9 protein-coding genes and 1 tRNA gene are annotated in these 12,765 nt (G+C 66.7%); 6 read left to right on the forward strand and 4 right to left on the reverse strand.

What is annotated here, in order from left to right; translation table 11 throughout:
- Positions 1-210: 210 nt before the first annotated feature.
- Together ACWGRX_RS12640 and ACWGRX_RS12645 are read left to right on the forward strand one after the other, a co-directional pair.
- A complete protein-coding gene (locus ACWGRX_RS12640; RefSeq protein ID WP_291635919.1) occupies positions 211-1,773 on the forward strand; it encodes a 2-isopropylmalate synthase in 1,563 nt (520 codons plus the stop codon).
- 159 nt (positions 1,774-1,932) lie between these two features.
- The gene (locus ACWGRX_RS12645; protein WP_452117809.1) at positions 1,933-4,443 is read left to right on the forward strand and encodes a tetratricopeptide repeat protein; all 2,511 of its coding nucleotides are present in this window, start codon (positions 1,933-1,935) and stop codon (positions 4,441-4,443) included.
- A gap of 25 nt (positions 4,444-4,468) precedes the next feature.
- On the opposite strand, the gene ACWGRX_RS12650 is transcribed toward ACWGRX_RS12645, so the two are convergent.
- The gene (locus ACWGRX_RS12650; RefSeq protein ID WP_452117810.1) at positions 4,469-4,951 is read right to left on the reverse strand and encodes an Lrp/AsnC family transcriptional regulator; all 483 of its coding nucleotides are present in this window, start codon (positions 4,949-4,951) and stop codon (positions 4,469-4,471) included.
- 122 nt (positions 4,952-5,073) lie between these two features.
- On the opposite strand from ACWGRX_RS12650, the gene phhA reads away from it, so the two are divergent.
- From phhA to ACWGRX_RS12665, 3 genes are all read left to right on the forward strand, one after another.
- Complete coding sequence (gene phhA, locus ACWGRX_RS12655) at positions 5,074-5,937, forward strand: phenylalanine 4-monooxygenase (RefSeq protein WP_452117811.1); 864 nt, start codon at positions 5,074-5,076, stop codon at positions 5,935-5,937.
- A 380-nt stretch (positions 5,938-6,317) separates the two neighbouring features.
- Positions 6,318-7,595 (forward strand): solute carrier family 23 protein, encoded by a 1,278-nt coding sequence (locus tag ACWGRX_RS12660; RefSeq protein WP_452117812.1) that lies wholly within the window; start codon positions 6,318-6,320, stop codon positions 7,593-7,595.
- A 201-nt stretch (positions 7,596-7,796) separates the two neighbouring features.
- A tRNA-Lys gene (locus ACWGRX_RS12665) sits at positions 7,797-7,872 on the forward strand.
- A 605-nt stretch (positions 7,873-8,477) separates the two neighbouring features.
- Here the strand turns inward: ACWGRX_RS12665 and ACWGRX_RS12670 are convergent.
- Positions 8,478-8,642 (reverse strand): hypothetical protein, encoded by a 165-nt coding sequence (locus tag ACWGRX_RS12670; protein WP_452117813.1) that lies wholly within the window; start codon positions 8,640-8,642, stop codon positions 8,478-8,480.
- A 524-nt stretch (positions 8,643-9,166) separates the two neighbouring features.
- Between ACWGRX_RS12670 and ACWGRX_RS12675 the strand changes: the two genes are divergently transcribed.
- Positions 9,167-10,747 (forward strand): aldehyde dehydrogenase family protein, encoded by a 1,581-nt coding sequence (locus tag ACWGRX_RS12675; RefSeq protein ID WP_452117814.1) that lies wholly within the window; start codon positions 9,167-9,169, stop codon positions 10,745-10,747.
- 156 nt (positions 10,748-10,903) lie between these two features.
- On the opposite strand, the gene ACWGRX_RS12680 is transcribed toward ACWGRX_RS12675, so the two are convergent.
- Both ACWGRX_RS12680 and ACWGRX_RS12685 read right to left on the reverse strand, forming a co-directional pair.
- Complete coding sequence (locus ACWGRX_RS12680) at positions 10,904-11,290, reverse strand: c-type cytochrome (RefSeq protein WP_291635929.1); 387 nt, start codon at positions 11,288-11,290, stop codon at positions 10,904-10,906.
- 98 nt (positions 11,291-11,388) lie between these two features.
- The gene (locus ACWGRX_RS12685) at positions 11,389-12,666 is read right to left on the reverse strand and encodes an FCSD flavin-binding domain-containing protein (protein ID WP_452117815.1); all 1,278 of its coding nucleotides are present in this window, start codon (positions 12,664-12,666) and stop codon (positions 11,389-11,391) included.
- Positions 12,667-12,765 lie beyond the last annotated feature (99 nt).

The following is a 12,765-nucleotide window of genomic DNA, read 5'->3' on the forward strand; positions in this document are numbered from 1 at the left end:
ACCCATGCCCTGAAGACCGACCGCGCGACCGCGCGGAGCGACGGCATGCGCGCTTCCCTCGTTCTTGGTCAGCTTCTTCTCCTTATCAGCCCCTGAGGGCCGGCCGGGCATGCATGCCTGGGCGCTCAGGGGAGTGACGAGAACCGAAATCCAGACCCTCCGCGCCGGATATCTCGCATAGCGGCGCGTTCCGAGCCAAGGAACAGCAGCATGACCGTCTCCAATAATGCTTCGTCGAAGGATCGCGTCCTGATCTTCGACACCACCCTGCGCGATGGCGAGCAGTGCCCCGGCGCGACCATGACCTTCGAGGAGAAGCTCGAGGTTGCCGACGTGCTGGACGCGATGGGCGTCGACGTGATCGAGGCCGGCTTCCCGATCGCCTCCGACGGCGATTTCGAGGCGGTCTCCGAGATCGCCCGGCGGATCAAGCGCGCCACCGTGGCCGGGCTCGCCCGCGCCATCACCGCCGACATCGCCCGCGCCGGCGAGGCGGTGCGCCATGCTGTGAAGCCGCGCATCCACACCTTCGTCTCGACCTCGCCGATCCATCTGCAGCACCAGATGCGCAAGACCGAGGACGAGGTGCTGGAGATCATCACCAAGACGGTGACGCAGGCCCGCAACCTGGTCGAGGATGTCGAATGGTCGGGCATGGACGCAACCCGTACGCCGATCGACTATCTGTGCCGGGCGGTCGAGACGGCGATCAAGGCCGGCGCGACGACGATCAACCTGCCGGACACGGTCGGCTATGCGACGCCGGACGAATACCGCGACATGTTCCGCCAGATCCGCGAGCGCGTGCCGAACGCCGACAAGGCGATCTTTTCGGCGCATTGCCACAATGATCTCGGCCTCGCCGTCGCCAATTCGCTGGCGGCGATCGAGGGCGGTGCCCGCCAGGTCGAATGCACCATCAACGGCATCGGCGAACGTGCCGGCAATGCCGCGCTGGAGGAGATCGTCATGGCGCTGCGGGTGCGCGGCGACGTGCTGCCCTACGATACCGGCATCGAGGCGAGCATGCTGACCCGCGCCTCCAAGGCGGTCTCGACCGCCTGCTCCTTCCCGGTGCAGTACAACAAGGCGATCGTCGGCCGGAACGCCTTCGCCCATGAGAGCGGCATCCATCAGGACGGCATGCTGAAGCATCAGCAGACCTACGAGATCATGACGCCGGAATCGGTCGGCGTGACCAAGACCTCGCTGGTGATGGGCAAGCACTCCGGCCGTGCCGCCTTCCGCTCCAAGCTGAAGGAGATGGGCTACGATCTGGGCGATAACCAGATGGAAGACGCCTTCACCCGCTTCAAGGCGCTGGCCGACCGCAAGAAGCATGTCTACGACGAGGATATCGAGGCGCTGGTCGACGAGAACATCGCCACCGCCCATGATCGCGTGAAGCTGCTCTCTTTGACCGTCATCGCCGGGACGCGCGGGCCGCAGCGCGCGCTGATGAAGCTCGATGTCGAAGGTCGCGCCGTCACCGAGGAGGCCGAGGGCAACGGGCCGATCGACGCCGTCTTCAATGCGATCAAGGCGATCGTGCCGCATGAGGCGCGCCTGGAGCTCTATGATGTCCACGCCGTGACCGAGGGCACGGATGCGCAGGCCGAGGTCTCGGTGCGGCTGTCGCAGGACGGCGCTTCCGTCACCGGTCGCGGCGCCGATCCCGATACGCTGGTCGCCTCGGCCAAGGCCTATCTGGTGGCGTTGAACAAGCTGATCGCGCGCGGCGCGCGGACGCACGCGCAGGCCGCGGCCGAATAGGCCGCCCCGCCGAGGGCATGCTCTCAGGGCCGGTGTGCCGCGCTGTGACCGGCGCGGCACACCGGCCTTTTTTCTGGCCGGGACCGGGAACAAATTCTGGATTCGCGAAACGGATGCCGCTCTCATGCTGCGGGGGGCCATCGCGAGACCTAGTTGCCCATGACGTCGCGACGCCTTGTTCTCTTGGGCGCGCTCGCCCTGTTTCAGGCCGCTCCGGCAACGGCCCATACGGCGTTGCCGCCGGCATCCCCGGTCGCGCAGTCCGAGGAATATGCGCAGATCTGCATGGGCGAGATCGAGGCGCCGGACGCGGAGCGCCGCAGCGCCTGCGATGCTGCCCTGCAGGTCGAGTTAGGCCGTGCCGAGCGGGCGGATCTGCTCGCCAGCCGCGGCTGGCTGGAGCAGGGGCGAGGCCGCAGGCAAGCGGCGTTGCGCGCTTTCGAAACCGCGCTGCGGATCAACGCCGGCCATCTCGCCGCGCTGCGCGGGCGGGCGGCGGTGCTCTCCGAGCTCGGCCGGCATCGCGAGGCCGAGGCAATACTCGCCTCAGGTCTCGATGCTGGTCAGGCGACCGCCAGCCTGCTGGTCGACCGGGCCAATCTGCGCGAGCGACGCGGAGACCTTGCCGGGGCGCGCAAGGATCTCGATCACGGCCTGCGGCTCGATCCATCCAGCGCCTGGGCGCGGCTGGCGCGGGCGCGGCTCCTGCAGCGCATCGGTGAGGACGAAGGTGCTCTGGAGGATCTCGACATGGCGCTCGAGATCGAGCCCGCGGTCGCCTCGCATCACTATCGCCGCGGTCTGTCCTTGTCCGCACTGGGGCGTCCGGCCGAGGCGGTCCAGGCGTTCGAGCGCGCCCTGCGTCTCGAGCCGGCGGTGGCGCGGGGCTGGGTCGAGCGCGGCCGGGCCTTCGAATCCCTGCGGCAGATGGAGGCGGCGCTCGCGAATTATGAGCAGGCGCTGCGGCTCGAGCCGCGCAACGAGACCGCCCTGGCGCGTCGCGCTCTGGTGCTGCAACGCAGCGGCAGGCCGCTCCAGGCGATCTCGGCCTATGGCACGCTGATCGCCGCCTATCCGGAGACGGTCTTCGCCTTCAACAACCGCGCTCTGCTGCTGATCGAGCAGGGGCGGCAGGCCGAGGCGCTGGCCGATCTCGATCGGGCGCTGGTGCTGGCGCCGCGAGATGGCAACGGCCTGCGCAATCGCGCCCGCCTGCTGCTGTCGCTCGGTCGCAATGCCGAAGCGCTGCGCGATCTCGATCTGGCCGGCCCCGGTCCCGATGCTTCCGGCTGGAACGCGCTGCGCGCCGATGCGCTGCTGGCGTCGGGGCGGGCGGAGTCGGCCAGGAAAGCCTATGAGGCCGCCTTGCGCGCGGATCCGAAGGACGTGGCGCTGCGCTTTGGCCTGGCGCTGACCGAGGAGATGCTCGGCGAGAGGCTGGTGGCGCTGGCGGCCTATGGCGCGGTGCTGGCGCTCGACCCGTCGCATGAAGGCGCGATCGCGCGGCGGGAGGCGCTGCTTCCGGCGCTCGGACGTTCCATCGAGGCCTGGCCGATGCGCCTGGTCGCCTTTGTCCATGCGGCCAAGATCCAGTTCGGGCGGGAACGCGAGGCCTTCTGGCTCGCCTACAGCGCCGCCCGCACGCCGCCCGGCCCATCCGGCCGGAACGAGCTTGCCGAGCTCGATGCGGCTCTGGCGGTCGACGGGCTCGACCTGCAGCGCCTCGTGCGCCGCGCGCAATTCGGTATCGGCCAGCCACAACGCGAAGCGCAGGCGCGGGAGGATGTCGCGACGGCGCTCGGGCTCGACCCCGGCCACCCCGTCGCATTGATACTGCGGGCGCGGCTGCGTTTCCGCGAGGGTGCCTTCGCGGAGGCCCTCGCCGACGCCGAGACGGCGCTGTTGCGGGCGCCGCGCTCGGTCGAGGCGCTGTTCCAGCGGGCCCGTGCATTGGAGGCGCGCGGGCAGGGCGCGGCGGCCTTGAAAGCCTATGACGATGTGCTCGCGGTTGCGCCCGCCAATCATGCCGCACTGCTCAATCGCGGCCAGCTCCTGCAGCGTTCTCGCCAGTTCCAGCGCGCGCTCGGCGATTTCGACGCGGCGCTCCGGATCGACCGCAGCGATGCCGATGGCTGGCTCTCGCGGGCCGGGATCCGGGTGGCGCTCGGCGAGCCCGAGGCCGCGATCGCCGATTACCGCGAAGCGCTGGCGCTGGCGCCGAACCGCATCGATGTCGCGCTCGGCCTGACCCAGGCGCTGGTCAGCGCCGAGCAGCCGAGCCTGGCCATCGACGAGCTCGGCCGGCTGATCAAGCGCTATCCTGAGCAGGCCGGTTTCTGGAACATGCGCTGCCTGATCCGCGCGGTCAGCGGGCAGGTGGCAGGTGCCCTGCCGGATTGCGAGGAGGCGCTGCGACTTGCGCCGAACCAGAGCGGCGTCCTGCATACGCGCGCGCTGGTCCAGCTCAAGCGCGGCGATCTCGACGGCGCCATCGCCGATTATGACCGGGCGCTCTCGCTGGACGCCCGATTGGGACAGGCCTGGTATGGCCGGGCGATCGCGCATCAGCGCCGCGGTGACGAGGCCGAGGCGGCGTCCGATTTCGCCCGAGCGCGCGCGCTCGATGGCAGCGCCGGCGAGCGTTATCGCGCCTATGGTGTGACGCCCTGAGACGGCGCCGGGTGCGGGCCGCCTCTCAGATCGGCCAGCCGCGATCTGGCTTGATCGTCGCCAGCACGAAGGAGGAGCGCATATCGGCGACGCCGGGAAGCGTCAGCAGACGCTGCATGGCGAATTCGCCATAGGCTTCGATGTCGCTGGCGACGATGTGGACGAGCAGGTCGCATTCGCCGGTCATCGCCTGGCAGGAGATGACCTCGTCGAAAGCCTGCAGCTGCTCGATCAGCTTGGTACGCCAATCCGGATCGGATTGGGCGAGCTTGACCAGGGCATAGGCCTCGACGCCGTGGCCGAGCCTGCGGCGGTCGATCAGCGCCCGATAGCCGGCGATCACGCCGTCTTCTTCCAGCGCCCTCAGGCGACGCAGGCAAGGCGAGGGGGCCATGCCGATCTCCTCGGCGAGCGCGGCATTGCTCAGCCGTCCATTGCGCTGCAAGGCGCGCAGGATGCGCCGGTCGGTCGCGTCGAGGCGTGACGAGAAATTCGTCGGATGGGGCATGATCGGACCTCTTGGCGAAGTCGGCGCGCATATTCTGACGCATCTTCGCGCTGACGCGCAACAGAAAGTCAGGATGTGACTGGAGGAGCGGCGCAGTATGGGACAGCATTGGGAGGTGCGCCATGACAACCGACCCGCTCAGCCGCTCGGGCTTGAGGCCTGACCAGGTTCCGGCCGATTTCGTCGTCGACCAGGGCTTCGACCGCTACAGCGGCGCCGACCACGGCACCTGGGGCCGGCTCTACAGGCGCCAGCATGATCTGCTTCAGGACCGGGTCTGCGAGCCGTTCTTCGCCGGGCTCACGGCACTTGGCATCGCCGCCGATGCGATCCCGGATTTCCGCGAGATCAACCGCGTCCTCAAGGCAGCGACCGGCTGGGAGGTGGTCGCGGTGCCGGGCTTGGTACCAGACCGGGTCTTCTTCACCCATCTCGCCGCACGCCGGTTTCCGGCGGGGTTCTGGATCAGGCGGCCGGAGGAGTTCGACTATATCGAGGAGCCGGACATCTTCCACGACATCTTCGGCCATGTGCCGCTGCTGATGAACCGCTCCTACGCCGATTTCGTCGCGGCCTATGGTGCGGCCGGTTTGCGCTATGCCGATCCGGCCGATCTGGCGCGGCTGGCGCGGCTCTACTGGTACAGCGTCGAGTTCGGGCTGATCGAGACGGAGGCGGGCCTGCGCATCTTCGGCGCCGGCATCGCCTCCTCGCCCGGCGAAACGCTCTATGCGCTGGAGAGCGCCAAACCCAACCGCATCCGTTTCGATCCGGTCCGGGTGATGCGGACGCGCTACAAGATCGACGACTTCCAGCAGAGCTATTTCGTCCTGCCGGGCTTCGAGGCGATGCCCGACCTCGCCCCGGAGCCGCTGGAGCAGGCGATGGTGCAAGCGCGGGCACTGCCCGATCTCGAGGCTGATGCCGTTATCGCAGGCGACAGGCTGGTCACGGCCGATGATCGGCAAAGGCGGCCGGCGGCCTGATCAGCAATGGCGTTATTCGGAGTGCCCGACCGGGCAGTCGAGCGGGGGCTCCCTTCGATCTGCGCCGTCACTCCGGCGGGAGCGAAGCGGAACGCCGGAAACCATCGCAAGGCTCGGTGCTCTGCGATGGCTTCCGGATTTGCGCCGCTGCGCGGCTTGCCCGCAATGACGACAGGGCCGAAGCGGATCTGCGCTCGCTGAAGCAGCCTTTGAGCCGGCGCCCTCGGAGCTCTCCCGGGAGGAGACCGGGTTTTCGGCTGGTTTTGTAACAATGCGCCCTGTTTGCGGTGGACGGCGCCGGCCACTCGCTTGGCGCCGGCCTGATTCTTGCCACTATTGCCTCCCGGTGCGCGCGGGCGCGATGGCTGGGAGCGGGCGAGATGGCTGGCTATTTTCCGAACTGGACTTTGAAGACCTCCGGCGACGTGATGCCGGACGAGCGCCTGCCGACCGGGCAGACCGTGATCGCCGGCTTGCAGCATGTCGTCGCCATGTTCGGCTCGACGGTGCTGGCGCCGATCCTGATGGGGTTCGACCCCAATGTCGCGATCTTCTTCTCGGGCATCGCGACGCTGCTATTCTTCGTCATCACCGGTGGGCGGCTGCCGAGCTATCTCGGCTCCTCCTTCGCCTTCATCGGCGTCGTCATCGCCGCCACCGGCTATTCCGGCTCCGGTCCCAATCTCAACCTGCCCGTGGCGCTCGGCGGCATCATCGCCTGCGGCGCCGTCTATGCGCTGATCGGCCTGATCGTGCAGGGGGTCGGCACGCGCTGGATCGAGAAGCTGCTGCCGCCGGTCGTCACCGGCGCGGTGGTCGCCGCGATCGGTCTCAATCTGACCGCGGTCGCGATCAACATGATCTCGGCCAGCCCCTACACCAAATGGATCGCGCTGTTCACCGTGGTCGCGGTCGCCATGATCGCCGTCTATGGTCGCGGCCTGGCCCAGCGGCTGCCCGTTCTGATCGGCGGCCTTGCCGCCTATATCCTCTATTCTGCGACGGCTTCCGCCTTCGGCGCGCCGCCGATCGATTTCGGCAAGGTCGCTGCCGCCGCCTGGTTCGGGCTGCCGAACTTCGTCGCGCCGGTCTTCGAGCCCAAGGCGATCGCCCTGATCGTGCCGGTCGCGATCATTCTGGTCGCCGAGAACCTCGGGCACATCAAAGGCATCTCGGTGATGACCGGGCGCAATCTCGACAATCTGATCGGGCGCGGCTTCTTCGCCGATGGCGTCGGCACGATGATCGCAGGCTCGGGCGGCGGCACCGGCGTCACCACCTATGCCGAGAACATGGGCGTGATGGCGGTGACGCGGGTCTACTCGACGCTGGTCTTCGTCGCTGCCGGCGTGATTGCGCTGCTGCTCGGCTTCTCGCCGAAGTTCGGCGCGGTGATCGGCACGATCCCCGTCGCGGTGCTGGGGGGACTCGCGGTCGTCGTTTTCGGCCTGATCGCGGCGACTGCCGGCCGGATCTGGGTCGAGAACAAGGTGAACTTCGCCGATCCGAAGAATCTGCTCACCGTCGCGACCGCACTGATTCTCGGTGCCGGCGACCTGAAGCTGCCGATCTTCGGCTATGAGCTCGGTGGCATCGGCACGGCGACCTTCGCGGCCATCGCGCTCTATCATCTTCTGGATCGCCGGAAGACTGCCTGATCACTGAGAAAGCAGCCGAAAACGGCCTAAAAATCGCTCCGGCGTGCCATCTGGCGGATTTGTCCCCAAGGCGTGCCGGAGCTCTTCAAAGAAGTTTGCATATTTCTGTCGTAGACGGGTGGACAGGGCAGGGGGTGTTTGCTACATCGCCGCCTGTCGGGACGCGGTCCACGCCTCGCCGACGACGTCTTCGTGGCGTATGGGTGATTAGCTCAGTTGGTAGAGCAGCTGACTCTTAATCAGCGGGTCGTAGGTTCGAGCCCTACATCACCCACCACGATCTCAAAGGCTTAGACGGCTGGGGCCGTCTGGCGTTTTCAAGAAGCATTGCATTCGTGGCGTGACGCTCGGTATCTGTGCGCCGCCTTCTCTGCTTCGTCCGATCCTCCGTGAAATCCAAAAAGCGCCGGCGGTTGTCGTGCAGGGAAGCCGGGCTGCAGATGGCGGCGCGGGTCTGGCTGCGTGGAAGCGCTATTGCCTTGCGATACCCGATTTTGTCTTCTGATTGTCGGAAGCATCCATTCGTCAGATCGGGACAACACCATGCGCCTTATTGCCGTCGTGCTCATGGCGATTGCGAGTGGTGGCGCTGCTGCCGCCAGCTTCAAGGGCTATCAATGTTCCTCTGACTGCTCCGAGCATCAGGCAGGCTATAACTGGGCATACAATAAGGGGCTCCGAAAGAGCGCCGAATGCCCGGTGATCGTCTGGAGGCAGTCGTTTTATGAAGGCTGCTTGGCGGCCGTAAAGGAGAAGGCATCACGGAGCCGCCGTCCGAAGGGACCCTGAAACCGCGACATGGACGGCTGGATCGCCAGTTCGCCTCCGAGAGGATGCGCGGCGTTTCCGTGTGGGCAGGTCTCTCGCCCGCCGGCGCGCCGGTTATTTCCGCGACGCCAGGAGGCTTGCAAGCCAGCCGCTTTCGGATGTCCGCCCGTCCTGCGGGGTGAACTCGGCAGGGGGCTCGGTCGGAACGCGACACAATATGTCGATCTCCTCGATCGACAGATCGAGGAAGACGAGCAGCATCGGATTGGGAGCGAACACGCCTCCCGCCTTCGGCCCCATCTGATCGTTCAACAGCTTCAGCTTTCGGCATGCCTCATCCCTTTAGGGCCTGCGGCAATCGCCGCAGCAACCCCCATTCGGGTGATGAACGCCAGCGCCGACGGAAAGCGCCGCCGATGGCCGGGCCCGTGACGGCCACCCTGCGGACGGACTCCCGACAAGACGGCGAGTCTCGTGCCGCCCTCTCGCCTGTGCGGAGGCTCGCTGCGCGCCAGCCTCCACGATTCAGCGCTCCTATGGCGCTGGCCTGATGGCACGGCAGCGACTTGTCGTCAGGGCAAGACGGAGGGGTGTAAAAGACTCGATCTCCAATCGAGACGTGGCGGCGTCATTGTTGTTTTCTTGAGTGTCGCTATTTTATTGATGTAACTTCAGTTTAGATGTTGTGGGGTCAAGTATAATCAGGTTTGACAGTCGAAATCTTCCTGTGCGATCTTTTGTTCATGGCGGCGCCGGGCGAGCTTGATCCGGATGCCAGTCATGGCCTTTCGGGAGACTGATCGATGGCGAGTTCGCTGCCTCGGGTGACCTATTCCAATATCGGCGTGGATTTCAGCGCGGTGTTCGCGCGACTCTCCACCAGTATCGAGACGGCGCTGGCAGCGCCGGCGGAACTCCATCCCAACCTGATCGGCGGCGCATGGGACCAGGCCGGTACGCAATACGAGGCGCGCAGCCCGATCGACGGCAAGTTGCTGGGCCGCTTCGTCGAGGCTGGACCGGCAGAGGTCGGTCGGGCCGTGGGAGCGGCACGCCAGGCCTGTCGCGGCTGGGCCGCGACGCCATGGCAGGAGCGTGTGGCTCTGCTCCGGCGCGTCGCGGAGCGGCTGGAGGCCCATAAGTTCGCGGTCGCTGCCGCCTGCCTGCGCGAGGTCGGAAAATCCTTTGGCGAGGCGATGGGCGAGGTCGAGGAAGCCGTCGATCTCGTGAGCTATTATTGCGACGAGATGGAGCGCAATGACGGTTTCCGGCGGCCATTGCAGCGGGCCGTCGCGATCGAGGAAACCTCGGATGTGCTGCGCCCCTACGGCGTCTTCGCGGTCATCGTGCCGTTCAACTTCCCGGTTGCGCTCGGCATCGGCATGCTGACCGGGGCCTTGGTCGCCGGCAATGCGGTCGTGCTCAAGCCGAGCCCATTTGCGGGATTGACCGGCGGCTGGCTCGCCCGGCTGTGCGAGGAGGCCGGGCTTCCCGCCGGGGTGCTCAACCTCGTCTGCGGCGGGGCCGTCACCGGCCAGGCTTTGGTCGATCATCCGGATGTCGCCGGCTATGCCTTCATCGGCTCGCATGCGGTGGGAACGAAAATCCTGCGCAGCGTCGCGGCCGGGCCGTTCAACCGTCCGGTGATCATCGAGATGGGCGGCAAGAATCCGAGTTATGTGACTGCCAGCGCCGATCTGGATGTTGCGGCCGAAGGCGTGATGCGTTCGGCCTTCGGGCTGCAGGGCCAGAAATGCTCGTCGGGCTCCAAGGTCTATGTCGCGCGGGCTGTCTATGACGACTTCATGCGGCGGCTGGTCGAGCGCACGGCCGCCCTGAAGATCGCCCCGCCGCTGCAGCCTGAGGTGTTCATGGGGCCGGTGATCGACGAGAACGCCGCGATGCGCTACCGGAAAGCCTGCGAGGAAGCCGGGCGCGACGGAAAGATCCGCTTCGGCGGGACGCGGCTCTCCGGCGGTGTCCATGATGGCGGCGCCTATCTGCAGCCGACGATCGTCGAAGGGCTCGCCCCGGGCCACAGGCTGAACAAGGACGAGCTGTTCCTGCCCTTCCTCTCGGTGCAGCCCTATGACCGGTTGGAGGATGCGATCGCCGACGGCAATGACGTCCTCTACGGCCTGACGGCGGGAGCCTATGCCACCGACGAGGCGGAGCTCGAGCTCTTCCTCGATCGGGCCGAGGCGGGAGCGCTCTATGCCAACCGCGCCAGCGGCGCGACGACCGGCGCCTGGCCCGGCGTGCAGACCTTCTGCGGCTGGAAGGGCTCGGGTGTCGCCGGCAAGGGCGGGCTCGGCCCCTATTATGTGCCGCAGTTCATGCGCGAACAGAGCCGGACCATCATGCGCTCCGGCAGCGGCAAATGACGGGCTAGATCGCCGCGCGTCCGTTCGGACGCGGTCACGGTGATCTATCTTTTTGTTGTTGCATCGGAGTTTCCCGAAAAGTGGATTCCACTGTTCGGTCCGATGCTAAAAGGGCGCGGCCGCCGATCTGGCGGCTCGCGCCCGCGAGCCGATGGCTCACTGCTTCTTGCCGTCCTTGCCGAACTGCTTGAGGAAGGCCGTCAGATCGCCGATCTCCTTGTCGTTCTTGATGCCGGCGAAGACCATCTTGGTGCCGGGGATCTTGGCCTTGGGGTCCTTGATGTATTCGGCGAAGATCGCCTCGTTCCAGGTGATGTCGGCGCTCTTGTTGGCGGTGGAGTAGCTGTAGCCTTCGACGGCGCCGGTATGCCGGCCGAACAGCCCGTTGAGATGCGGTCCAACGCCGTTCTTCGCGGTCTCGCCGATCTGGTGGCAGGCGCGGCACTTGTTCCAGGAACGCTCGCCGGCGGCGATGTCCTGGGCGTTCGCGGAGGTCGCGGCGAATGCCGCGGCAATCAGGGTCGCGCTGGTCAGAAATCGCATGCTTTGTCCTTGTCTCCGGGGGCTGGAAAAAAGAGGCCGCGCGGGGCGCGGCCTTCAGTCCGGCGCTGCGCGGGAGGTCGCTGCGCAGGTGTTCCTCGTCAGCTGAACATGTCGGCGGTGATGCCGGCATACCAGCCCATGTTTTCGGCCTGGTTCTCCTTGCGCAGCTCGGCGCTTTCGCCGGGCTTGGAGACGAAGGTCTCGGTCGCCGCGATCTTGCCGTCCTTGGGCTCGTAGCGGCCGCCGACCTTGATGGTGTCGTCGGGCGCGACCAGCGACCAGCAGGTGTTGACGTAGCGGGCCGGGAAGGTGCGGGCATTGGTCAGCTCGCCGCGGATCGTCATCGCCGCGACCTTGGCCTGGCTGTTGGCCGAGAAGGCGGATTTCGGCATGTCGCCGGCGATGCAGGCGTCGCCGAGCACGAAGATGTTCGGGTCGACGGTCGATTTCATCGTCGCGGCATCGATGGCGCAATAGCCGCCGGCCGGCGCCAGCCCGGCGCTGCGGGCGATCTCGCCGGCCATCTGCGCCGGGATAACGTTGACGAAGGCGCAGTCCTTGTAGGTCTCGAAGCCGGTGACGACAGTGTTGGTCTTCGGATCGACCGATTTGATCCCGTCATGGATCTTGGGGCCGAGCCATTCGATCATCGACCGGTAGCGCTTCTCCCAATCGGCCTGGAAGACGCCCTGCTTGGAGAAGCTCTCCTTGGGGTCGAGGATGATGATCTTGGCGTCCTTCTTGCCGGCCTGCTGCAGCACATGCGCGAACATCGAGGCGCGCTCATAGGGGCCGGGCGGGCAGCGATAGGGGTTTGGCGGGGCGATCATCACGATGGTGCCGCCATTGGGCACGGCATCGAGCCGCTGCTTGATCAGCTGGGTCTGGCGGCCGGGCTTCCAGCCATGCGGCATCTGCTCCTCGACCTCCTTCGACCAGCCGGGAACGGAATCGTATTTCAGGTCGATGCCGGGCGAGACGACGAGGCGGTCATAGGGCAGGCGCTGCCCGGTCGAGAGTACGACCTCCTTCTTGTCGCGGTCGATCTGGGTCGCCCGCGCCCGTGCCAGCGTGATGCCGTGGTTCTTCGTCAGCGCATCGTAGCCGTGGACGATCTCCTCGTATTTGCGGAAGCCGCCGACATAGAGATTGGAGTGGAAGCAGGTCTGATAGCTCTCGTTCTCCTCGACCAGCGTCACCGCGATGGCGCCCTGGCTGTCCTTGGCGATGTAGCGCGCCGCCGTAGCGCCGCCGGCGCCGCCGCCGATCACCACGACGCGGGGCTTGGCCTGGCCGAGAACGCCCGGTGCTCCCAATGCGAAAGTTCCGGCTGCCGACAGGCCGGTCAGGACGACGGAGCGGCGATTGATCTGCATGTCTCTCTCCCCAGTGCTCGTTCGATCGACATCGTCCTGCGACATCGTCTTGTCGGTAGTCCCGGCGGCCTCTTGCGGACCTGACCGATCTTCATCCGC

The sequence above is a fragment of the Allobosea sp. NPDC055594 genome (assembly GCF_053618995.1).